This is a genomic window from Microcoleus sp. Pol12B5 (assembly GCF_036701335.1).
GTDB lineage: Bacteria > Cyanobacteriota > Cyanobacteriia > Cyanobacteriales > Microcoleaceae > Microcoleus.
Map to the genome: position 1 here is coordinate 54,373 of NZ_JAUBQQ010000009.1, position 23,862 is coordinate 78,234.

Annotated in this window: 15 protein-coding genes; 10 read left to right on the plus strand and 5 right to left on the minus strand. The window is 45.6% G+C overall.

Annotation, left to right across the window (positions count from 1 at the left end; all coding sequences use genetic code 11):
• Window positions 1-282 precede the first annotated feature (282 nt).
• Entirely contained in the window at window positions 283-2,943 is a 2,661-nt protein-coding gene (gene alaS / locus QUA24_RS07450; RefSeq protein ID WP_333228485.1) for an alanine--tRNA ligase, read from the minus strand.
• A 1,005-nt stretch (window positions 2,944-3,948) separates the two neighbouring features.
• Between alaS and QUA24_RS07455 the strand changes: the two genes are divergently transcribed.
• The 7 genes from QUA24_RS07455 (at window position 3,949) to QUA24_RS07485 (ending at window position 17,113) form a co-directional block, all read left to right on the plus strand.
• On the plus strand, window positions 3,949-4,557 hold the full coding sequence (locus QUA24_RS07455) for a hypothetical protein (RefSeq protein ID WP_333209388.1): 609 nt from the start codon (window positions 3,949-3,951) through the stop codon (window positions 4,555-4,557).
• Between the two features lie 6 nt (window positions 4,558-4,563).
• Entirely contained in the window at window positions 4,564-7,263 is a 2,700-nt protein-coding gene (locus tag QUA24_RS07460) for an OmpA family protein (protein ID WP_333228488.1), read from the plus strand.
• Window positions 7,264-7,265: 2 nt separating this feature from the next.
• Window positions 7,266-7,802 (plus strand): Rab family GTPase, encoded by a 537-nt coding sequence (locus tag QUA24_RS07465; protein WP_333228489.1) that lies wholly within the window; start codon window positions 7,266-7,268, stop codon window positions 7,800-7,802.
• A complete protein-coding gene (locus QUA24_RS07470; RefSeq protein WP_333228491.1) occupies window positions 7,799-9,355 on the plus strand; it encodes a PAS domain-containing sensor histidine kinase in 1,557 nt (518 codons plus the stop codon). Before QUA24_RS07465 ends, QUA24_RS07470 begins: the two co-directional genes overlap by 4 nt.
• Window positions 9,356-9,412: 57 nt before the next feature.
• A complete protein-coding gene (locus QUA24_RS07475; protein ID WP_333228493.1) occupies window positions 9,413-12,199 on the plus strand; it encodes an adenylate/guanylate cyclase domain-containing protein in 2,787 nt (928 codons plus the stop codon).
• A gap of 83 nt (window positions 12,200-12,282) precedes the next feature.
• Window positions 12,283-15,990 (plus strand): PAS domain S-box protein, encoded by a 3,708-nt coding sequence (locus QUA24_RS07480; RefSeq protein ID WP_333209379.1) that lies wholly within the window; start codon window positions 12,283-12,285, stop codon window positions 15,988-15,990.
• Window positions 15,991-15,994: 4 nt separating this feature from the next.
• Window positions 15,995-17,113, plus strand: coding sequence for an ATP-binding protein (locus tag QUA24_RS07485; RefSeq protein WP_333228495.1), 1,119 nt, complete (start codon window positions 15,995-15,997; stop codon window positions 17,111-17,113).
• A gap of 14 nt (window positions 17,114-17,127) precedes the next feature.
• Here QUA24_RS07485 and QUA24_RS07490 read toward each other — a convergent pair whose 3' ends face one another.
• A complete protein-coding gene (locus tag QUA24_RS07490; RefSeq protein ID WP_333228497.1) occupies window positions 17,128-18,375 on the minus strand; it encodes an FAD-binding oxidoreductase in 1,248 nt (415 codons plus the stop codon).
• A gap of 210 nt (window positions 18,376-18,585) precedes the next feature.
• On the opposite strand from QUA24_RS07490, the gene QUA24_RS07495 reads away from it, so the two are divergent.
• Window positions 18,586-18,864: a hypothetical protein gene (locus tag QUA24_RS07495; RefSeq protein WP_333228499.1), complete on the plus strand. Its 279-nt coding sequence runs from the start codon at window positions 18,586-18,588 to the stop codon at window positions 18,862-18,864.
• A gap of 51 nt (window positions 18,865-18,915) precedes the next feature.
• Window positions 18,916-19,455 (plus strand): DUF2231 domain-containing protein, encoded by a 540-nt coding sequence (locus QUA24_RS07500; RefSeq protein WP_333054314.1) that lies wholly within the window; start codon window positions 18,916-18,918, stop codon window positions 19,453-19,455.
• 67 nt (window positions 19,456-19,522) lie between these two features.
• Here QUA24_RS07500 and cutA read toward each other — a convergent pair whose 3' ends face one another.
• The 3 genes from cutA to QUA24_RS07515 form a co-directional block, all read right to left on the minus strand.
• Window positions 19,523-19,843 carry a divalent-cation tolerance protein CutA gene (cutA, locus tag QUA24_RS07505; protein ID WP_333228501.1) on the minus strand — a complete coding sequence of 107 codons (321 nt, stop codon included), beginning with the start codon at window positions 19,841-19,843 and terminating at the stop codon, window positions 19,523-19,525.
• Between the two features lie 44 nt (window positions 19,844-19,887).
• Window positions 19,888-20,784 carry a pentapeptide repeat-containing protein gene (locus tag QUA24_RS07510; protein WP_333228503.1) on the minus strand — a complete coding sequence of 299 codons (897 nt, stop codon included), beginning with the start codon at window positions 20,782-20,784 and terminating at the stop codon, window positions 19,888-19,890.
• A 236-nt stretch (window positions 20,785-21,020) separates the two neighbouring features.
• On the minus strand, window positions 21,021-23,567 hold the full coding sequence (locus QUA24_RS07515) for a VIT domain-containing protein (RefSeq protein WP_333228505.1): 2,547 nt from the start codon (window positions 23,565-23,567) through the stop codon (window positions 21,021-21,023).
• A gap of 113 nt (window positions 23,568-23,680) precedes the next feature.
• Between QUA24_RS07515 and QUA24_RS07520 the strand changes: the two genes are divergently transcribed.
• Window positions 23,681-23,818 carry a hypothetical protein gene (locus QUA24_RS07520; protein ID WP_333228507.1) on the plus strand — a complete coding sequence of 46 codons (138 nt, stop codon included), beginning with the start codon at window positions 23,681-23,683 and terminating at the stop codon, window positions 23,816-23,818.
• Window positions 23,819-23,862 lie beyond the last annotated feature (44 nt).

Here is a 23,862-nt window from a genome sequence, read left to right on the forward strand (position 1 = left end):
TGCGGTGGGAAATCAAGGGAGTTTTCAACCCCAGATGTTGGCGGATGGACGGGGATGAACGCAGATGTAAGGGCCAATATATGCGGTAGCAGCCTGCGAAGATTCAGGCAAACGGAAGCGATCGAACTGACGATTAGGCCCCGATCCCCCCTAGCCCCCCTTAAAGAAGGGGGGGACAAGATTCCGATCAAAGTCCCCCTTGTTAAGGGGGATTTAGGGCGATCGAGACTCGGCGATAAAGGAGAGATACAAAGAGTTTTTATTTCCTACAGAAAACCCAGACTAACCCAACCCTTCAACTAACAGATTGCGAGCACTTTCCAACGCTTCCTGCAACTTACTTGCATCGCGTCCCCCAGCTTGCGCCAAATTCGGCCGCCCGCCGCCTTTTCCGCCGCAAATTTGAGCAATTCCCCCGATAAACTTGCCAGCTTGCAATCCTTTCTTATTGACTTCAGGACTAAAAGCTGCCACCAAACTTACCTTGTCCGGTTCAGGAATTGATGCCAAAACAACCGCAGCATTTCCTAACTTTTGCTGCAATCTTTCCGCCGCAGTTTTCAGGGCTTCCGTATCCACATCACCCAATTGAGCTACAATGATTTTGAATTCGCCGATCGCCTCCGCCGCACTCAGCAACTGGTCAGATTTCGCGATCGCCAATTCCGACTTCACAGCAGCCAAATGTTTCTGAGTATCCTTCAACTCATTCTGCAAATTAGTAATCCGGTTCGGCAATTCTTCAGGCTTCGCCTTAAATCGATCGCCCAAATCGCGCACCACCTTATCGCGCACATTCAAATAATCCAAAACAGCTTGACCGGAAACCGCTTCAATCCTGCGAGTTCCCGCTGCTACCCCCGCTTCGGAAACAATCTTAAACAGCCCGATTTCTGCGGTATTGCTGACGTGAGTCCCGCCGCACAATTCCATCGAAACGCCGGGAAAATCGATAACCCGCACCACGTCGCCGTACTTCTCGCCAAACATCGCAGTTGCGCCTTTTTCTCTCGCAAGGGCGATCGGCATTTCTGCAACCTCAGCAGCGTGCGCCTCAGCAATCCAACTATTAACTAAATCCTCAATTTTCTGCAACTCTTCTGCTGTGACAGCGCGCGGAGAATTGAAATCAAACCGCAATCTCTCAGAGGATACCAGCGAACCAGCTTGCGAAATCGAATCGTCCACAATTTTCCGCAAAGCTGATTGTAATAAGTGAGTTGCTGTGTGGTTAGCCTGAATTCGGCGGCGACCGCTATTGTCAATTTTCGCCGTAATACTATCGCCAACTCTCAGCGTTCCCCGTTCCACAAAGCCGAAATGCACGAAGAAATCCGATTCCTTCTTCACATCATCAACTCTTACTAACAAACCCTCTGCATTCTCTCCCTGAATGCTGCCATTCAAATAACCTTTATCCCCAATTTGTCCGCCGGATTCAGCATAAAACGGCGTTTGGTTCAAAACAACTTGTACCTCGGTACCGGCGGCTGCTTCCTCGACAGATTTGCCGTCAACCAAGATAACTTCCACCTCAGCTAAACTCGACAATTCAGCATAACCAACAAACTCAGTTCCCTGGATTGTTTCAGCCAACTTATCCAAAGAACCCTGCACGGTCAAATCGATTGTTTGGCGAGCATCTTTAGCGCGAATTTGCTGTTCCTTCATCGCGGCTTCAAAGCCGTCCAAATCCACAGAAATTCCCTGTTCCTCAGCAATTTCTTGAGTCAGTTCTAAGGGGAAACCGTAGGTATCGTAAAGAGTGAAAGCATCTTGACCGCTGATTTGTTGGTGGGTTTGCTGTTTTGTGCGATCGACAATTTCCTCCAGCAGCTTCTCTCCGCGTTCCAAAGTCTTGAGAAACTGCGCCTCTTCCCTTGCCAATTCCGCCTTAATTTGAGCTTCCCGCCGCCGCACGTTCGGATAAGCTGCTTCCGAAAGGGCGATCGCACTTTCAGCCACCCGCACCGTAAATTCGCCCTGAATTCCAATCAGTCGCCCGTGGCGCACCACCCGGCGAATCAACCGACGCAAAATGTAACCCCGACCAACATTCGACGCGCGAATTTCGTCCGCAATCATGTGCACCACAGCCCGAATGTGATCGCCAATTACTTTCAGCGAAACCTTGACTTTTTCATTGCTATTGTGGTAATCAATCCCGGCAATTTCCGCCGCCGATTGAATGATCGGAAAAATCAAATCTGTTTCGTAATTATTGGGGACTTTCTGGAGGATTTGCGCCATCCGTTCCAGTCCCATTCCAGTATCAATATTTTGATTTTGCAGCGGTGTTAAATTGCCCTCTGCATCTTTATTGTACTGCATGAAAACCAGGTTGTAGAATTCAATAAACCTGCTATCATCTTCGAGGTCAATATTGTCACCTCTTTCTGGGTGGAAATCATAGTAAATCTCCGAACACGGGCCGCAGGGGCCTGTCGGGCCGGATTGCCAGAAATTGTCATCTTCTCCCATGCGCTGAATGCGATCGCCCGGAATGCCAATTTCATCGCGCCAAATCGCAAAAGCTTCGTCATCTTCTCGGAAAACGCTAACAACCAAATTGGACGCTGGTAAACCGAAAACTTCCGTGGAAAGTTCCCACGCCCAGGCGATCGCCTGTTTCTTGAAATAATCTCCGAAACTGAAATTACCCAACATTTCAAAAAACGTGTGGTGGCGGGCGGTGCGGCCGACGTTTTCGATGTCGTTGGTGCGGATGCACTTTTGAGAAGTCGTGGCGCGCGGTGATTCGGCGGTACGCTGTCCGAGAAATATCGGCTTGAATTGTAGCATTCCGGCGATCGTCAGCAACACCGTCGGATCTTCGGGTACCAAAGAAGCACTCGGCAACATCTTATGTCCCCGCTGGGCATAAAAGTCGAGGAATGTTTGGCGGATTTGGCTACCACTGAGAAACTTAGGAGAAATAGGCATGACAAGAAGTGTTAAGTATGTAAAGATGTAGCAATAATAGAACTTACATCTATGTGGATATTTATATCATTATACTTAGTAATGTAAAGACCTATCAAGTTTTGCAAATTGTGCTTTACTGCTCGGAAAGCTCATGCTAACTTAATAATAGACACCGGGACAGAAAGAGAAAGGAGGTCGCTATATTTAGAAAGAAAATTCGAGGATATAGGCATGGTGTCTCCGGTCTAGATTCCGAGGCGCAGCAGAAATTAACCGAACACAACTTGAAATAGTGGCGAACTGCCGATCGAGCAGTCAAGCCAAACCGCAGTCGAGTCAGACGTAGTTGTAGTTGGGGATTAACAGTAAAGCTGCAAAAGTTGTAAACCCTAGTAAGTCACAGTTCTCAACCGGAAACACATCTCGTTTGTTAGAAAAAACAAAGTTCTCATATTATTGGGTCTGATCGCTGTCGATCGGGCCCTATGAATTTTTATAGGGCGATCGCAGGAGAAGAGGCTTCGAGGGGGAGAGATGGGCCGAGTTCGGCTGTATAAATGGTTTCTGGTCAAACGCAACATCCCTGGGAGCCGATCGGCGAGCGATCTGTGCAGCTTTTGAGTTATATATTATATATAATGGGACGTGGAGCAAGCCCGCCCGCTTTTGGCAGGGACTCAAGCGCTGTGGTATGAGGCACTGTCAAGATGCGATATCATTGAGGATGTCAGTACAAGACATTAAAACCTACCCCGCTGTGCTGTATAGCAGCAAAATCTACGCTTCTAGGAGCTTGCTGCAAGCCAAGGATAGCCAACCGCCATTTTTGGTGACAAGACCAGGCTCAAAAATTTGAATCTCAGGATATTTAGAGTCAAGACTCTAAAAAATCCCATCCCCGACGCAGGGGTGAGAGTTCAAAAAATCAAAGCCCCCCCACTCAAAAAAGCTAGTGCCACCAACAACGGTAGTAAATCACTAGCACAGTTCTTAAACTCACAATTTCCGGAGATTCCAGGTATTATGGCCGAAATAACTAAAGAAGAAATGCGCGAACGGCTGGGAAATATCGACCAGATCCGGGATATAATTTTTGGAGCGCAGCTTAGAGAATACGACAATCGCTTCGATAAAATAGATTCCGACTTGTCGATGATGCAGCAAGATATGCAAACTCGCATCGAACAAGTAAAAACAGTTCTTTCAGGAGAAATGAGGGCTGCAGTTGATTCGTTAGAAAAGAAAGTTAAATCGCTCACCTCAAACACCCAAGAAGAAAGCGCAGACATCCGTCAGCAAGTCGATCGCGTTAACCGCAAATTTTCCAGCAGCATGGAAGCCCTCGACGAGGCTATAGACAATCAAACCAGTTCGCTTCGCGACGAACTCTCCCAAACCAGAGAGCGACTATCTGAAGAAACCCGCACTTTGAAAACACAGGTTTTTGAAGAGCTCGATCGTCGCTTTTCTATGCTCAGAGATGTTAAAGTTTCCAGAGACGACATGGCAGAAATTCTGTTTGAACTCGGCATGAGGCTCAAAGGAACAGAATTTGTGCCCGAACTTAAAGGCGTTGCGGATAATAAGTTAAATAACGAATTTCTGTTGCCGGAGCGCCACCATCACGGATAATAACGCATGGCTTTACCGAAAGAAAATCCGGCTGACGACAATGAGTTAGAGGGTTTTGTTTCTCAACCTGACGAGTCTGCTGCCGATGCGGCAACCCAGCTAGAACCCTTGCTGAATCTGTTAGTCGATCTCAAAATTTTTGCGGCTTCCAAGCAGCAAAATGCAGATCCCGAAGATGACAGCAGTGACGAAAATAATCAAGCTGGGGCCCTCGGCGGGTTGATGGATTTGTTAGGTATTTCTGAGCAAGCGCCAGAGGAAGTTGCAGCGAGTGTACCCGAAACTGGATCTCGCCAACCCGAGTCTAGCGATGCCCCGTCTGTTGCAGACGAGTTCAAAAGTTTGCTATTCGCTACTCACAAACTCAACACTTCAGAACTGGAAAAAGACTATTCCTCAGCTAAAACTATAGATGTTTCCGCGATCGCCCAGCCGGATTTGGAGGAGGAATCACAGCCTGTCGCAGAATTGTCTAACTTGACAACGAAAGATTCTTTACAGGAAGTACAGGGTGAAAAATCCCACGGGTTCGATCGGCATTTACAGGATTTTTCCCCTCCCGAAACCGAGTCAAAATTCTCGGTAATTCCCCATAACCCAATAGTTTCCCCAGTCTCAAATCCACCAGAAACTGGATATTTAGATGCTGCGATGGCTTCGGCTTTAGAAATCCCAAACTTACTAGAACAGCCGACAGAAATATTAGGTCAAATTAAACAAGACTTAAATCAAGCCGACAGCGCCATGGAAACGCTGCAAAATCTGATTTTCGGCTCAAAAATATCAGATATCGAGCAAGTCAAAAATCTTTTGGCAGAAAACGATTTGCCGGGGGTGCGCCACCTCATGGCAACAATCGACGATAAATTAGGGAAATTGGAGCACCAAATCTACGAGCCCCAAGAGTTGATTGAGTTGATGCTGCCTTGGATCGCAGAAATTCTCAGCCGCAAAATTGCTGATTCGAGAGAAGAAGTTGTTAACGCGATCGGGCCAATTATTGACGAAGTGATTAGGGCAAAAACTCAGGAAAATAAGTCGGCAATGAGTGCGGCAATAGCTGAGCTGCTGCCCGACGCACTTGCTCAACAAATAGTCAATTCGCCAGCGGATATTGCTCGCGCGATCGCCCCAGAAATCGGCCTGGCAATTAAAGAGCAAATTCGCCTCGACCAAGAGTCGATCGCTCAAGCCCTCGCCCCGGAAATGGGCAAAGCGATTACAGCCCAAATAAAACTCGAACGCGACTCTATGGTGGATGCGCTCTATCCCGTAATTGGCAGTACCATTGCCCGATACATGGCAGAAGCTATCAAGACAATCAATGAAAAAGTGTCAACTGCCATCAGCGTCGAAGGATTTAAGCGAAAAATCCGCTCCAAAGTACAAGGAGTCTCCGAAGCTGAATTAATCCTCCAAGAATCAGTACCCTTTACCGTCCAAGCAGCATTCTTAATTCACAAAGCATCAGGCTTGATTATTTCCGAAGTTCAAAACTCAGAAAGCTACCAGTTAGAATCAGAAATGGTAGCAGGAATGCTCACAGCTATTCGCAGCTTTGTTAACGAGTGCTTCGTGCAGCCGGGAGAATCTTCCGAACTCAATCAAATTGAATACGGCGACTCAAAAATTCTGCTAGAAGTAGCGGGATATTGTTACATGGCCGTAGTGATTAAAGGAGAACCGTCAAACTTCTTCATCCAAAAAATACGACAAACCGTTAGTGATCTCATCCTTAATTATGCTCAAGTAATTCACGAGTTTAACGGCGACCCCGGTACTATACCGGAGTCGCTGCACCCGTGTATAAAAACTTTATTCGATCCGATACTAACGGAAAAATCAACAAAACCCCCGATCGCCCTAGCTGCTATCAGTTTAGCCGCCTTGAGCTTGATCTTAGTACCTTGGGGAATTTATCAGTACCGCAGCAGCGTTGAGCGCCGCCTCGAAGCCAATGCCATCGCAGCTTTAGCATCAACTCCCGAATTAGCAGTTTACCGCTTAGATGTTGCAGTTGATGGCAAAACTTTAAAGCTAACCGGAAAGTTGCCCAATCAAAAATTGCGGGCACAAGCCGAAAAAATAGCTGCATCAACTGCACCGAAATTGCAATTAGATAATAAAATTATAGCTGTAGATGTTCCCCCTGATCCAGTTTTGACGGCGGCTGAGGTGCAGCGGATTACCGCCGTTTTGAATCAGAAAGAAGGCGTTTCTATTTCGACGCGGTATGGCGAACGTAAAGTGACTGTCGAGGGGACAGTTAGAGAGGGTGCAGACGGACAGAAAATAGCTCAGTCCCTGAAGCAAATTCCCGGTGTTCAATCGGTGATTAGCACAGTTAAATTAGAGCCGCTGAAAATTACAACCCGCATCTACTTCCAGCAAGGAACGGCAACATTAGACTCAACATACGGAGAAATGATCGCCAGTGTCAAAAATTTCATGGATCAATATCCTCAAAAACAGATTAAGATAATTGGGCACAGTGATCGAACTGGGGAAATTGCTACAAATCAACAGTTGTCCATCAGGCGTGCCACAGCAGTGCGAGATGCTTTGGTACGGCAAGGTGCTGACCCGAAGCGTCTCCAAACGGTTGGAATCCCCCATCCTCCTGCCGACGTGGAACCCAATCAACCACGACTTTTAAGCAGATGCGTGGTATTTGAACCAATAACTAAGACCATAAACAGTAAATAATTATGTCAGTTACTATATCTAAAAAAATGTGTATGATCGGCGATTTTGGCGTGGGTAAAACTAGCCTAATCCGCCGTTTTGTCGATCGGCAATTCAGCGACCAATACCTCTCCACTGTGGGAGTAAAAATTTCCAGCAAAATCGTAGAATTAGAAGGGGTAAAACAGCGGGAAAATGTGACTGCAAAGTTGCTGATTTGGGACTTAGAAGGACATACAAAATTCAAAGGAATAGCACCGACTTACTTGCAGGGAGCTAGCGGCGTTTTAATAGTTGCCGATGTCAGCCGCTCCGAAACAGTTGAGCGAATCTCCGAACACATTCAGCTTTATTCTTCGGTCAACCCTAAAGGGTCAATTATCGTCGCTTTGAACAAAGTAGACTTGATTGACGAGGAAAAATTGGCGCTGCTAGTGGAAATGTCCCATTCGATAGGTCAAGACAAAGTAATAGCAGTTTGCACAACATCTGCTAAAACAGGCAAAGACGTTGACGAAATTTTCTACAAACTAGCTTACACAATGGTAGAACAAGTATGAACCCCCTATTAAGAAAGCTGTTGGGCCCGCGACAAACACAGTATTTTCTAGTAAATCACCATTTCATCATTCAGGAAACCTCCGCCGAAGTGCAGCATTATGCCGATACTCCGGGCGACGCCATACCCGGTGCAGATGCTCGCCTGAGTTTTCCCGAACTAATTGGCATTGAAAATATCCTCATGTCTATCATTATGGGACGGCTGCCCGGTTTTGAAGTCAAAGGTATCGCTCGGTTTGCCGACCAGAACCGCCCTTTATACTTTGATATGTTGGCTATCAAATATGAAGAGGAACAAGAAGATTTGCCAAGTAAATTGCTAATTTTGATTGAAGATACCACCGAAAAGATGGTAATGAAGCAATCGTTGATTCAGAGGGCGAATGAAGCTAATCTTTTGGTCAGTGCCTTAGCCGCTTCTAAAGATTATATAGATAAAGTTATTCGTTCGATGGGCGATGCTTTGTTGGTGACAACAACATTAGGAACTATCAAAACAATCAATCAATCGACACAATGGTTATTTGGGTATAGCGAAGCAGAATTAATCGGCAAACCCCTGTCTTTAATACTAGCAGAAGAAAAATTAATTTACCAAGCGCGCCATAGCTATATTTTGTCTCAAAAAGAGCTGCGTAGAGAACTAGAAATAGTCTGCACTACTAAAGCAGGAGAAGAAATTTGGGTAGAATTTTCCTGTTCGGCAATTCAGACAGAATTAGAGGGACTTTACGATTTCATTTATATAGGTAGGGACATCACAGAACGCAAACAACAAGAAATAGAAATTCGCCGCTCTTTGGCAAAAGAGCAAGAACTCAGACAGGTAAAATCTCGTTTTTTCTCGATGATTGCTCACGAATTCGGCAATCCTTTAAGTACAGTATTGTTTGCTACTAAAATTCTCCAAGACTACGGCGAGGACCTCACCTACGCGGAAAAACAACAATACCTGCAACACGTTAAATCAGCATCTCAACAAATGGCTCAGCTATTAGATGACGTGCGGTTGCTCAGCAGCGCCGAAGCAGGAAAACTCGAATTCTATCCCGCACCAGTCAACTTAAAAAAATTTTGCAGCGAGTTAGTAGAATCAATTAAAATTAGTTATGGAAAAAATCATACAATTAATTTTATTTATCAAGAATTAGTTACGCCCGCGACACAAAATGATATCGACTCGCAGGAAACGCAACAGTTACCCGCACTAGATCCCAGATTGTTGCGGCACATCTTGACAAATTTGCTGTCAAATGCGGTCAAATATTCGCCCCTGGACAGCCATATTTATTTTGAATTAAATTGTCAGAATAATGAAGAAGCTAAATTTAAAATTAAAGATGCAGGCATTGGCATTCCTCTAGAAGACCAAGAACAACTCTTTGAATCTTATTATCGAGCCAAAAATGTCGGAAAAATACCGGGTACAGGACTGGGTTTATCGATAGTCAAGCAGTGTGTAGATTTGCACGGAGGTCAAATCGAATTTTCCAGCAAGATAGGGTTAGGCACTACCTTTTTAGTCAGAATTCCCTTTGAGAAACAGAGATAAATACATTCACTTTCGATAATTAGATCCAGAGGGCGCATTCAATACTAAAAATCTCGCATGAAAACCTTGTTAAAAAAACTGTTAGTTCCACACCACTTGGAGTACCTAGCACTGGATAAAAACTTTTTAATCCAAGAAATCTCTCTGCAAGTGCAGCGGTTTGCGGACTGTCCCGAAGAAGTAGTCGCCGGCAACGATGTTCGCATTCCCTTTCCAGAATTAGTGGGAACTGAAGAAATTTTAATCGATATTTTTGAAAAACGGTTGCCAAATTTTGAATTAAAAGCGATCACGCGACTATTAGAGAATGGTTCGCGGCTTTATTTTGATATGTATATTGTCGAGTTCACCAATGAGGAAAATCATCATAGATTAATTATATTTTTTCAAGACGTAAGCGACAGGATGGCTTTAGAACAAACTCTCGTCCAAGCTACCAATGAAATGGATATTTTATTGAGTACCTTAGCGGCTACTAATAATTATGTTGAAAAAATTATTAGTTCAATGGCCGAAGTTTTGTTGGTAACAACAGCATCGGGAAAAATTAAAAAAGTCAATCAAGCTGCTCAAAATTTGTTCGGTTACAGCGAATTAGAATTAGTAGGCCAGCAAATAGACGCTCTTGCTGCTTTTGGCTCCTCTTTGCAAGCAGTTAGCCAAGATGAGCCTCAACAATCGCAAACTCACGCGGAAGTAATTTGCACGGCAAAAACCGGAGAAAAGCTAACAGTTTCGTTTTCCTGTACGGCGATTTCGACTGACATTAAAGGTATTTCTGGCTCTTTGCCCGCCCTTCAAGATTTCGTGTACATCGGCCGCGATGTCACAGATAGACAGCGCGCCCGCCAGCGACAAATAACTCAGTACGTCGCCACTCGCATCCTGTCGGCATCCGAAACCATCAAAAAAGCTATAGCAGCAATTCTCCCCGTAATTTGCGACAGCTTGGGATGGGATACGGCCGAACTTTGGATGCCCGAATCTGGGGAAAAACTGCTGTCAGAAACTAAAAGAATAACTGCGGTTTCCGATCCCAATTTGCTTCGGTGCGTCGCCAGTTGGACAAAACGCTCAGTTTCTATCCCCAAATTTGCCGAATTTACCGAACAAATGACTTGTGCGTTTGGCGAAGGATTACCCGGTTTTGTTTGGGCCAGCGGTTCCTCTCAGTGGATTGCCGATGTCACAAAAAGCGACAGTTGTATGCGCCGCGAAATTGCTGCTGAAGAAGGACTACACGGAGCTTTTGGTTTCCCAATTTGGGGCGACTATGACCCTGAAAATTCTGCAAAGTCTGTGTTGGGGGTGATGATTTTATTCAGCCGCGAAGTGCAGTGTTTTGATGAAGAATTGCTCCAGATAATGGCAACTATCGGCTCCCAACTAGGTCAATTTATCAAGCGTAAGCAAGTGGAAATAGCTTTGCGGGAAAGCGAAGAACAACTGCGAGACTTATTTGAAAATGCTACTGATTTGATTCAAAGTATTGGAGAGGACGGTCATTTTTTGTATGTAAATCGGGCTTGGCGAGAAACTCTGGGCTACAGCGAAGCAGAAATTGATCAAATGACTGTTTTTGATATCATTCATCCGAACAGTTCCCCCGAACATCTGGATATATTATATCAAGCTATCACTCAAAAAACAGTTAATGAAAATACATTATATCCAGACTCGATTGAACTAATATTTGTCACTAAACATCGTGAAAAGATTTTGCTAGAAGGTAGCATAAGCTGTAAATTTGCGGCAGGCTCGCTAGTAGCAATTCGCGCTATTTTGCGAGATATTACTGCTCGAAAAATGACCGAAGACGCCCTAGCAAAATCTGTGTCCCTACTGCTAGCAACTTTTGATTCTACTGCGGACGGTATTTTAGCGATTGACAGGAGTGGAAAAATTGTCACTTTCAATCGACAATTTGTGGAAATGTGGGGCATACCCGATGAAGTGATGGCACTGCGAGACGACGCCACAACGATCGCCTTTGTCCTGAACCAACTCAAAGACCCCCAAGCATTCCAAGAGAGAATAGAATCGCTTTACAATCAGCCAGAAGCCGAAAGTTACGACTTGTTGGAATTTCAAGACGGCAGGTTTTTTGAACGCTATTCGCAACCGCAGCGGCTGGGAGATACAATTATCGGGAGAGTCTGGAGTTACCACGACATTACGGAACGCAAGCAAGCAGAAGATGCCCTGCGGGAAGAACAAGAGAAATCAGAAAAGCTGCTGTTAAATATCTTGCCCAAGGCAATAGCAGAACGCCTCAAGCGAAACGAAACTACTATTGCCGAATACTTTCCTGAAGTGACTGTTTTGTTCGCAGATATTGTGGGGTTTACTACTTTGTCGGCAGTCATGAATCCGATCGACCTTGTGGAGATCCTAAATAAGATTTTCTCAGGATTCGACCTTTTGTGCGAACAGCACGGCCTAGAGAAAATTAAGACCATCGGCGACGCATACATGGCGGTGGGAGGGCTCCCTGAACCCAGGGCAGACCACGCAGAGGGGATCGCCCAAATGGCCCTAGATATGCAAGCAGAAATAGCCCGATTTAATGCTAGCCATAATAAATATTTTAGCATCCGCATCGGGATTCATAGCGGCCCGGTTGTTGCCGGAGTAATTGGCATAAAAAAGTTTATTTACGATTTGTGGGGCGACACAGTAAATATTGCTTCTCGCATGGAATCTCACGGTTTGCCTTGGCGGATTCAAGTCAGCGAAACTACTTATAAGTTATTGGAACACAAATATGTATTTCAGGAGCGGGGAACTATTGAAGTTAAGGGCAAAGGGGGAATGAAAACTTATATTCTCCTTGGCATAAAATAAGGCAGCTCATCATTCCTCAGTCATCTGGCTGATGACGAAAAGTGTTGCTAAAGTTAATTAGCAATACTTTTTGACCAAGACTAATGGAACTTGCTAATTTGTCGGCCAATTTACGATCGCCCGACGAAGCTGTCGATCGCCACCCTGTGACGGTTGATCCCTCAACTTCGCTCCCAGAGGCGATCGCCCTGATGCGTCGGGCGATCGACCCTTGCTCACGGCCTAATGCCCCTGCACTTCCCGACTCAAACGAAAATTTAAAAGCATCGATTAGTTGCGTCTTAGTTGTCGATGAAAATCAGCTAGTCGGACTGCTAAGCCCGGAAGATGTGCTGAACTTAGCCGCGGCCGAATACGGATGGCAAGGCATGAAAGTTGCCGAGGCAATGACGCGGAATTTAATTGTCTTACAAGAATCAGAATTTACAGATATTACTACCGCATTCAAGCTATTTTGTCAATACTCGATAGATTGCTTGCCAATTGTAGATGAACGGGGCCAGCTCGTAGGTTTAATCAGTGAAAAAAGTATTCGCCCAGCAATGTATAGCTGGATAGAGGCACTGCATCAAGAAGTGGCAAAACTCCAGGAACAATGCGAACTGTTAGAGGGTAATTGTGAACTAGAAAAAGTCAGCGATCGCCAAAATGCCGAAAATGCCATGCAGCAGAGCGAGGCGCGCTACCTGGCGATTGTGGAAGACCAAACCGAACTGATTTGCCGCTACCTCCCCAACGGTAAAATAACGTTTGTCAATCAAGCTTACTGCCGTTATTTCGGCTTGCAGCAGTTCGACTTACTCGGCAAATGCTTCATGTCGCTGCTGCCAGAAGGAGACCGAGAAATTTTTCAACAGCAATATACTTCTGTGTCTCCCGAAAACCCTATTTTTACCTGCGAACATCGAGTAATTTTGTCGAGCGGGGAAATTCGCTGGCAGCAGTGGATCGATCGGGCTATATTCAACGAGAGCGGACAAATCGTCGAGTATCAAGCAGCAGGCCGGGATGTCACTGATCGCAAACAAGCAGAAATCGCTTTGCAGCAGCTCAATACAGAGTTAGAACAGAGAGTGCAGCAGCGGACACAATGGTACGAAATGGCAGTATCGGCCGGCAAAGTGGGGGTTTGGGACTGGAATTTGGAAACCGACGAAATCTACATTGCTCCGTCTTTGAAAGCTTTGTTGGGCTATCAGGACGCAGAGATTCCTAACCGCATGGAAAATTGGGCGTCTCACGTTCATCCCGACGATCAAGTTTCCGTCGCCGAAGCAGTAAATGCTTATCTAGAGGGTGTGACAGAAATTTATGAAGTAGAACACCGGATGGTGCGTAAAGACGGCAGCACCTGCTGGATACTTGCCCGCGGCAGCGCGATCCGATCGCCTTCTGGCAAGGCATTACGCCTGACTGGCACTGACACCGACATTACCGATCGCAAATTGACCGAAGAAAAACTTCAAAACTCCGAAGCCGAACTGCTGGCGCTGTTTAACGCCATGACGGATATCGTGCTGGTTTTCGACGCAAGCGGTCGCTACCTCAAAATCGCCCCCACGGCTCCCGAACTGCTGTACAAACCTGCTCCGGAAGTACTGGGCAAAACCCTCGCCGAAATTTTCCCAGAAGCGGAAGCTAATTTTGCCCTGGCCCACATTCGCCAAACATTAGCATCTGGGGAAACCCACAGAGTTGAATACAGCATGGAAATTGGCTGCAAATTATTTTGGTTTGATGCCAGTATTTCGCCACTGGATTGTGATCGGGTGATGTGGGTAGCCCGAGACATTACCGCTCGCAAACACGCAGAAGCTGCATTGCAAAAGAGTGAGGAAAAGTTTCGCAACTTATTTGACGATGCTCCGATCGCGCTTGGTTTGGCAAGCGTGCGCGACTACCGCACGATCAAAGTGAATGAAGCTCACCGCCAGATGTTGGGCTACAGCGATTCGGAGTTGGCTAGCATGACTTTTAGTGAACTCACGCATCCAGAAGATATACACGCAGATTTAGAGGAAGTCAAGCAGTTGATCTACGGCAAGATTTCTCGCTTCCAAAGGGAAAAACGCTTGATTAAAAAGAATGGCGAGCTGATGTGGGCAAACTTAACGGTGACGCTGATCCGCGATCGCGAGGGCATTCCTCTCTACAGTATGGGGGCGATCGAAGATATCAGTTATCGTAAGCGAGCAGAAATGGAATTTCAGCAGTTAAAAGAACGCCTGCAATTTTTGCTGGGTTCTAATCCGGCGGTAATTTTTACCGCCGCACCGACGGGGGACTTTTGTACTACTTACATCAGCGACAACGTTCAGACAATCGTTGGCTACTATCCCCAAGAATTGTTAGCAGATTGTAAATTTTGGTCGAGCCGGATTCACCCTGAAGATAGGCCACAATTTCTAGTAAATTTTTTGGATTTGTCCGAGGAAAGAAATTGCATTTGCGAGTATCGTTTTCTACACCAAGACGGAAGTTACCGCTGGCTAAGGACGGAACTAAAATTATTGGTTGACAGCATGGGCATTCCGATCGAAATTATTGGTTATGCCGCTGATATTAGCAATTCTAAATACGCCGAACTCGCTAGAGGGCAGCAGTTCGAGCAAGAACGGCTTGTGGAGGCGATCGCCCGTCGTGTCCGCCAGTCTTTGCAATTAGAGGAAATTCTTAACACCACGGTTGCCGAACTCCAGCAAGTATTATTAGCCGATCGAGTTTTGGTTTATCAACTTTTACCCAAAAGCGGCGGGCGAGTCATTGCTGAAGCCGTGGCAGAAGGATGCAGCCAACTCATAGATAGATGTTTTGGCGAAGAGGTTTTCCCCCCTGACAGTTATCAGCTTTATTTGCAAGGGCGAATTTCTGCAATTTCCGAACTGGATTCTCCCAGCATTACACCTTGTGTGATGGAGTTTATGAAACAAATTCAAGTTAAGGCAAAGTTAGTAGTGCCGATTATTCAGCACAGCAAACTTTGGGGATTGCTTATTGCCCATCAATGCGATCGACCTCGTGATTGGAAAGAATGGGAAATCAATTTATTTCAGCAGTTGGTGAATCAATTGGCGATCGCCATTCAGCAATCTCTACTTTACCAGCAACTGCAAGCTGAACTGAGCGATCGCAAACAAGCGGAAGCAAATTTGAAAAACTCCCTCAGAGAAAAAGAAATTTTGCTCAAAGAAATTCACCACCGCGTCAAAAACAACCTCTGCGTAGTTGCTAGCCTGTTAGAATTGCAATCGAACACAGTTGCCGATCCGCAAGTAAGCAAAATGTTTGAAGAAAGTCAGAATCGCCTTTATTCTATGGCTCTGATTCACGAAAAACTGTACCGTTCGACTAATTTAGCGCAAATTAATTTTGGTGAATATCTCGAAGATTTGGTAAGTAATTTGTTTCACTCTTACAATATTAGCAACAACCAAATTCAGTTGCAGGTATTAGCTGAGCCAATTTCCCTAAATCTTGAAACGGCTACTCCCTGCGGTTTAATTGCCAATGAATTGGTTTCAAATACCCTGAAACACGCTTTTCCTGATGGCACAACTGGTACAGTTAGTGTAGAATGCTATCAAACAGGCGATCGAGAAATCAACCTCTTAGTTAAGGACAACGGCATTGGCTTTCCTCAAAACTTAGATTTTCGGAAAACTCATTCGATGGGGTTTCAAGTTGTCTGTACTTTAACCGAGCAGTTAGAAGGAACCATCGAAATATCCAGAGAATTTGGTACATCCTTTCACTTAAAATTTAACGAGTTAAACTACTTTCAAAGATTGTAATAATATGAGTTTTGCCGAAAAACCAATTAAGATTTTGATTGTCGAAGACGAACTGTTAATTGCTAAAAATTTATCCCCAAAACTAGAGAAATTGGGATATCAAATCGCCGATATAGTTTCTTCAGGAGCGGATGCAATCCAGCGCGCCCACGAACTAAGACCCGATTTAATTTTAATGGATATAGTTATCAAAGGCGACATTGACGGCATAGAAACAGCAGAAATAATTAATCAAGAATTAGATATACCAATTATTTATACAACTGCCTATGCTGACGACGAAACTTTGCAGCGAGCCGAAAATACTGGTTCTTACGGCTACCTACTCAAACCTTTTAAAGAAAGAGAAATGCACGCCACTATCAAGATAGCATTGAGCAAACATCAAGAAGCGGTCAGGTTGAAAAAATTAATGGCGTTGGCAGCAGAAAAAAGCGCAAATACATCGCGCTTTATTTCAATGGCTTACCACGATTTAAACACTCCTTTAACTACCATACAGTTATCGGCTGAAATGTTAGAAGATAGCGACTTGCAGAGAAACCCTGGAACTAGCAATAAAAATGTTGACCGAATTAAAAAAGCCGTCAGTAATATGAGTGGGCTGCTGGAAGATATTTTAATGCTTAGCAAAGCAGAATCCGGGAAAATTTCCTTAAACTTAAATCCGATCAATGCGACGGATTTATGCAATTCTATTTTAGAAGAACTGCAACCTATCGTCACCGACAAACACCTACTATATTTCCGCAGTCACACAAATCCGCTGCACGCCAATCTCGATGCCAAACTACTGCACCACCTTCTGACTAATTTGCTTTCAAACGCTATTAAATATTCTCCCAACGGTGGGAAGGTCAGTTTAGACTTAAGCTGCGAAAACCAACAAATAATTTTGTGCGTTCGAGATGAGGGAATTGGGATGACACCGGAATATCAAGGAAAACTATTTCAGCAGTTTGAACGGGGTGCTAATGTAGGCAAGATTAAAGGATCGGGTTTGGGACTCTGCATTGTCAAACACATCGTTGACCTGCACGGCGGTACAATAAGTGTGGAAAGTGCGATCGACAAAGGTACTACATTTATTGTCGCGCTGCCTTTTTTAGTCATTAGTGATTAGTCATTAGTGATTAGTCATCTATCCTTCTTCCTTCTTCCTTCTTCCTTCTTCCTGACATCCGTTACAGAATGCGTTGCCGAACTTCCTTCTGCCATAAATCGATGGGGAGACAAAAGTGCGATCGCCCTATCTTCTTCTCCCCCCGCCGCCTTCGCAAATCGCTCAGCCAAAGCAGGTACAATAGTCAAAGGATTGCTGAGACCAGAAAAAACGTGCAATCCAGGGCGATCGGCGATCGGCCCCACTACAGGCAAATTATCCGCGCTGAATGCCACACTACACTCGTGCCAACTTGCCGGTAAACCTGCCAAATCAGGCAAAACCTTGCTGATTCCTGCACGAATTGCCGTTTCGCTGGTTTCGCGATCGACTTTAGCATTCAAATCGCTCAAAGTGCGCGACAATTGCCCGATCCGCAAACTCCCATCATTAAATTGAATTGCACCCGAATCTAAAATCGGTGGCTGTAACTCTTTACCAGGTTCATCCCAAATAAAATCCACCTCATTTTTACTAGATTTAGCTTCCAATTCAAAACGTTTTAATACCGCAGGCATCACCAAAGTCCTGAGTTTCAAATCCACAGGTGCAGTTTCCAAAATCTCCGTGCGAGTAAAATAAACTCCCACAGAAACACCAGCGGCTTTCAGCAAACTCCGACTCCAACCTCCAGCACAAACCACAGCATTTTCACAACGATAAATTCCCTGCGCCGTCTTGACTCCCGAAATCCGATTTCCCTCTTCTATAAACCCAATTACTTCAGCAAATTCCATCGTTCCTCCCAACCGTAGAAACCCTTGACAATAAGCTTTATTTGTGGATGTCGGCGAAATGTGACCGTGACGCACAGTCAGAGCTCCGGCGATCGCACTTTTATTCAGCAAAGGTTCCAAATTGCCAGCTTCTGCAACACTCAAAAGCTGCGGAACAATCGCAAAATGCGCGTAATTAGCCGCCACTTTTTCAGCATCATTGCCCCCATCAATTGTCAGCAACAAATCTAACTCGCGAAACTCAGTATCAGCATCTAATTCCACCGATAAATTGCGGTGGCGTTCGATACCTTCCCGACACAATTGCCGAGTTAAATCAGTCGTTCCCGACCAATAAGCCAGGCCACCATAACTAAAACGAGTAGCATTTTGCATGGTAGCATCTCGTTCCAAAAGCAGCACAGCAAAACCTTTTTTTGCCAGTTCGTAACTCAGTGCCACACCAGTAATGCCGCCGCCGACAACAATCCAATCGTAACTTTTCATGGGCAACTCAAAGGGAAGGAAAATATCATGCTTAGATTTTAGCTTAGTTTTTTCCGAACAAATCGAAAAACCTCTACCTACAGGAAGAGGCTGCCTGCGATCGGCCTACCTGAAACTTCCACCCGTCGGGAGATGTTTGTGCAGGGATATTTTTCGTTCAATAGTAGGAATTAGAGTCAGCAAAAAATTAGAAATACGAGAGAGGTTTTTATGAGTATCGACAAACCGGGCAGAGATATGGAGCGCACTGTCAATCCGGGCGATCGTATTTCCGATGAACCGCAAAGCATTGAAGAAAAAGCGCAGCAACTGGCGGTAGACCACGTACCCGACATCGTGGGAGATGTTGTTACAGTTCCAACTTATGTGATCGTAGAAGAACCGGATGGGGAAAAGAAAGCTTTGCACCACGTCAAAGACGCGGACGAAATTTCTGACGTAATTCGGCAGGCCCGCGTTGACGAAAATGGCGAACGGATTTGGGATTAAGTTCAATCCAATAAAAACGGCTTTGTTGTACAAAATTTATCGCTAGAAATCATGGAAACAAATCAAAGAAATAGTACCCCCTATCCGAATATTCCGCCGATTCTAGAAAGTGACGACAGAGAGTATCGCGACGCCGGCATTACGAGTACGCTTTCAGTTGCGGGCCATCCCATCCACCCCATCATCGTCATCTTTCCGGTAGCCTTTTTAGTAGGAGCCGCGGGCACGGACATCGGTTATTGGCTCACAAGCGATCCGTTTTGGGCCAGAGCTTCGGTTTGGCTGATGGGTGTCGGTTTTGCTGCGGGGATTTTGGCAGCAATCACGGGCTTTTTAGATTTTTTCAAAGTTAAAAGAGTGCGCGATCGCAGTGCCGGTTGGTTGCACATGGGCGGCAATGTGGCGGTTATGGTACTTACCCTGATTAACTTGCTGTTGCGACAAGGAAATCCGGCTGAGCCGATCGTATACACAGGTTTAGCTATATCGATCGTCGTGGCAACCTTGCTGGGCATTACAGGCTGGTTCGGCGGCGAACTAAGTTTTCGCCACAAAATCGGGGTCATCGGCCCTACCAGTCATAATTCCTAGGTTTCTGACCATTTTTAGTAGAGAATTCCGTCCCTCTTCATTGGATAATTTAGGACTAAAATCTTGACTACAAACTTAAAGATTGTCCCAGCCAATTGAGATAAGCATCGCTGCCAGCGATAATAGGAATAGCAATAATTTCGGGAACTTCATAGGAATGGAGTTCCTGAACTTTTGTTTTTAAAGCCTCAAATTTAGCCAAATCAGTTTTAATCACCAACTGCCACTCTGACTCGGAATGAATCTCGCCTTGCCAACTATAAATCGAGCGAATTGGTGACAAACTCACACAAGCAGCCAGCTTGTTTTCAACTAGAGATTTTGCCAGATTCTCCGCCTCCGCCTCCGATGCCGCAGTTACCAGCACCACCCCAAAATTAATTGTCATAGTCATCAGTGAACAGTGAACACTCAACAGTCATCAGTCAACAATCAACCATTAATCTCATTAACTTCCCAAGAGTTGACTCTGCCAGCCCCAGCTAAGGAAAAATAGCGCCTAGTAGATTCCGGCAAAATAGCTCCCGCCAACAAAGCATTATCTAAATTAGTTCCTATTAACGTCGCCTCGCTCAAATCTGCTGCCATCAAATCTGCTTGACACAACTTTGCCCAATTCAGATTTGCCCCTCTCAAACAACTTCCCCTCAACTTAGCCCCGGTTAAGTTTGCACCCGCCAACTTCACCCCACGCAACTGAGCCGCGCTGAAATTCGCCCCCGCCAAATTCGAGCCTTCCAAATTAGCTCCCATTAGTTTAGCTTCGCTCACGTTAACGCCGCTCAAATCTACACCGCAGAGATTCACTCCTGTCAACTGCGCTCGCCGCAGACTGACTCCGGTTAATTGAGCTCCAAAAAGTTTTGCACTATTGAGCCTTGCACCGTAAAGGTTGGCCCACTTAAAATTAGCTCCCGTCAGATTCGCGCCCAGCAAGTTAACTAATTGCAAGTCGGCGCTGCACAAATTGGCATTCCATAACACAGCACCGCGCAGGTTTGCGCCAGTTAAAGTTGCGCCACTTAACTTTACTCTGGGCAATTTTGCTTTTACCAAAAAAGCTCCACTCAAATTAGCTTTTGTCAAATCTGCACCCGAAAGTTGGGTTTCACCCATTTTGGCAAAAGTCAGATTTGTTCTTTGCATCTGTGTATCTTTGAGTGTTGCTTTGGTGAGAAACGCTCTGCTGAGGTTCGCCCCGGAAAGATTAGCTCGCGAAAGGTTGACTCCGATTAAGATTGCTCCGCTGAGGTCTTTCCCGCTGAGGTCGGCTCCAGTAAAGTCTCTTTCTCCTTTTTCGTAATTGTTGAGCAGTTCACTAACTTCCATAGGGCATCATACCTTCTATGATTGGGGGGTTTCGATCCAAAAATCTTTACTGTTAAGGTTGTTTCAGAAAGGAAACTGTTTTAGCATTTGCCTCAAACGGTATAAATTTCATTAACATTACTTTCTGTTTAAAGGCAATCTCTTAATAAAGATTTTATATCTTCCTCGCGGTAGCGATCGCGCTTTCGGTATTTTTGAATTAAAAGTTAATGTTTCTTGACATAGATACTCGTTACTTAAGGCTCGACCGTAATTCGCAACTTCAGGCGCAGCGTGCCCTTGAATCCTGCAGGAGGTTGCCAGGAACTCAAGGCGCGGTTGAGAGTTTCTACGGCGTCTGTTGCTTGCAGCGTCGAGGTTTTAGTGTCGTTAGCGAAGCCCTCGAAGAGGATCGCCAATCGGGCAACGCGACCGTCTTGTACCCATAACTCCCACACCGTTTCACCGCTAACCCCCGCCGGGAGATTAACCGATTGCAGGTATTGAGTCAAAGCGGCGATTGCCCCGGCATCCAACCCTTCGGCGCTAACTACTTGGAGGCGAGAGACCAAAGGCTTCGGGCGTTGCGACTCACCGTAACCGGGCTGCCGCGGAATAGCAGGAGCTGGACTCACCGGTGCCGGGCGGGGAGTCAAGGTAACGCTGCGAGTGCCACCCCTAGTTTGCTCTGCCCCCTCCGACTCGAAAATACCTTCATAGCTGACACCCTGCGGCAATTCCACAGGCACTTGCACGCGGCGACGAGATCCATCTGGTTCGACTCGCACTTCTTCGCTCACAGCCACAAAAGCCGTGTATTCCGAAAGCAACCGATAAGTCAGAGCAGTATTAGTCACAGATTCCACCAGAGATTGAGTCTCGCCACCAAACATTTGATTCATTAAATCTTTAATGCGCGATCGCCCCCAAAGTTGAGCTACCGCCGGATTGCCAAAATCCGTAGCCGTTGCTGCGACAGAAGTTGACTCCCGCTGTCGCCCGCCGACGGATTGAGCAAAATTAACGGGTAAAACTTGCTCGTAAGTTTTGCCGCCCGCAAGAGTGCCGCGGATGCGAAGTTGGCCGTTAGTTCGATCGGTCTTTTTGCCAAACAAAACCAGTGGCCCACTCGCAAACAAGTCTGGAGGTGCGATCGGATAAATCTGCGGTTTTTCCCCCATTCCTTCCCAACTAATTTGAATATTAGTCAATACCGGACTATTAATTTCCCGAAAAAACTTTTCTGCTGCTTCTGCCGACGGTTCATCTTGACGAATTACCTGAGACGTGCCTCTTCCCACTTCCGCCAAACGGTTGAGCAAAAACCGATTCACCGAACCGCCAACACCAAAACTATAAAGTCGATTTCCAGGTTTCAGACTCTGCTGAACCAGAGCCAGCACTTCATTTTCATTACCAATGTAACCGTCAGTAATTAATACAATACTCCGCAGCCTTCCCGTTGCCGCCGCCGGAAAATTCATCACTGCTTGAATGCCGTTAAACAATTCACTGCCACCGTTAGCCTGCAATTTGTCGATATAATTAATTGCTTTTTGTCGATTTTCTGGAGTATTTGCTAAAGGAGTTGTTGAAAGCGCTTTTGCAGTGTTTGCAAAATCAATAATAGTAAAAGTATCGTTGGGATTGAACCCTTGAATGAAGCGGCGCATCAACTCCTTAGATTTTGCCAGCGGTTCGCCCTGTTGAGAACCGGAAGTATCCATCAGAAACACGACATCTTTAGGTACAATTTCATTAGTTTTGTAATTTAATGCCGGAATTAGATAAGTAGCAAAATGACCGCCCCGCTTGTCCGATTGAGTCAAAATAGTTGCCCGAGTATTTTCGCCCGCGACTCGATAGCGCAGAATTAAATCTTTATTGGGAATTGTGTCTGAATTGGCTAATTGGACTTGCACAATATTGCCGCTGCGGTCAGTTGTAATTTGATGGGAAGTAGAGCGGACATCGCCGATCGCAACGCCGGCATCTATTTCTACCGAAACAGCAATATTGTGACCCGATCGCGTTCCCGGAGGCAAAACAGGCGGGTTAATGCGATCGGCAGCAGAACTATAGCCTCCCCTTGCTAAGGGGGGGGTCAGATTTCCCGAAATATAACGCGGCCCAACCACCATTGGAAACACAAATTCGTAATCGCCACCGGCAAACTTGAGACTTTCCGTGTAGCGAATCGTAACTTCAATTTTTTCTCCTGGCTTGATATTAGCGAGAAACTGAGTAAAAATATTGTCGCGTTCTTGTTCCAACAAACCAGCAGTCCTGCCTTGCTTTCTGGCTTGTTCGTAAATTTCCAAAGCTTCCTGGCGGCGTTTGATATCAGCTTTAATAATTCGTGAGCCTATTTTAATTTCCATATCATCCACCGCCGCTTCGTCGGGCAAAGGAAATACATAAACAGCTTCTATAGATTCAGGAAAAGGATTTTCAAACTTCTGAACAACTTCGACGCGGGAGATATTGCCAGCTATTTTGGCTTTAACTTCAGTCTGCTTGAGAGGAAAGACTTGTTCTGGAGTAGTATTGGGAGTTTTGACGAACAAACCGCCGACTCGACAGCTAGTTTTGGGCGATCGTCCGCCATTGCAATTAACATCGTTACTAGCGATGATTTTCGGCGACACAGACGAATAATTTTTCCCAGGATCTTTTGCTCGCGCTGCATTGGGAGCGAGCCACGCGCTACACTCGTTAGCGAAGCCCTCGAAGAGGAGCGCAGCGAGCAATGCCATACCAGTACAAAGCAACCGTTGAGGGGATAGAACGCAGACAAACTTCATAGCTGTTTTTTTTTAGCAGACTTGAGGTGCTTTGTATACCATGACTTTACCATTGCCGAAACGTTCCTGAGTTAGCTTTTTGGGAAAAATGACTGAGCGCGTAGGGCTGATTTTTGATTGACTTCACAGGCGCTAATCGGGGACTGGAACTTTTGTCTAGACTGCTGTGGGCTTCCATCCGTATTGGGGTGATGTCGGTTGGGGCGATCGTCGGCGAACCCAACCTAGAAGATTGTATGATAGTTAAATAATTAAATAACTCTAACCTCAACCTCTCAATCTCTAATAAATTGAA

Coding starts and splice junctions, on each gene's coding strand:
- alaS (WP_333228485.1), bottom strand. CDS start 2,943: ATGCCTATTTCTCCTAAGTTTCTCAGTGGTAGCCAAATCCGCCAAACA.
- QUA24_RS07455 (WP_333209388.1), top strand. CDS start 3,949: ATGGCCGAAATAACTAAAGAAGAAATGCGCGAACGGCTGGGAAATATC.
- QUA24_RS07460 (WP_333228488.1), top strand. CDS start 4,564: ATGGCTTTACCGAAAGAAAATCCGGCTGACGACAATGAGTTAGAGGGT.
- QUA24_RS07465 (WP_333228489.1), top strand. CDS start 7,266: ATGTCAGTTACTATATCTAAAAAAATGTGTATGATCGGCGATTTTGGC.
- QUA24_RS07470 (WP_333228491.1), top strand. CDS start 7,799: ATGAACCCCCTATTAAGAAAGCTGTTGGGCCCGCGACAAACACAGTAT.
- QUA24_RS07475 (WP_333228493.1), top strand. CDS start 9,413: ATGAAAACCTTGTTAAAAAAACTGTTAGTTCCACACCACTTGGAGTAC.
- QUA24_RS07480 (WP_333209379.1), top strand. CDS start 12,283: ATGGAACTTGCTAATTTGTCGGCCAATTTACGATCGCCCGACGAAGCT.
- QUA24_RS07485 (WP_333228495.1), top strand. CDS start 15,995: ATGAGTTTTGCCGAAAAACCAATTAAGATTTTGATTGTCGAAGACGAA.
- QUA24_RS07490 (WP_333228497.1), bottom strand. CDS start 18,375: ATGAAAAGTTACGATTGGATTGTTGTCGGCGGCGGCATTACTGGTGTG.
- QUA24_RS07495 (WP_333228499.1), top strand. CDS start 18,586: ATGAGTATCGACAAACCGGGCAGAGATATGGAGCGCACTGTCAATCCG.
- QUA24_RS07500 (WP_333054314.1), top strand. CDS start 18,916: ATGGAAACAAATCAAAGAAATAGTACCCCCTATCCGAATATTCCGCCG.
- cutA (WP_333228501.1), bottom strand. CDS start 19,843: ATGACAATTAATTTTGGGGTGGTGCTGGTAACTGCGGCATCGGAGGCG.
- QUA24_RS07510 (WP_333228503.1), bottom strand. CDS start 20,784: ATGGAAGTTAGTGAACTGCTCAACAATTACGAAAAAGGAGAAAGAGAC.
- QUA24_RS07515 (WP_333228505.1), bottom strand. CDS start 23,567: ATGAAGTTTGTCTGCGTTCTATCCCCTCAACGGTTGCTTTGTACTGGT.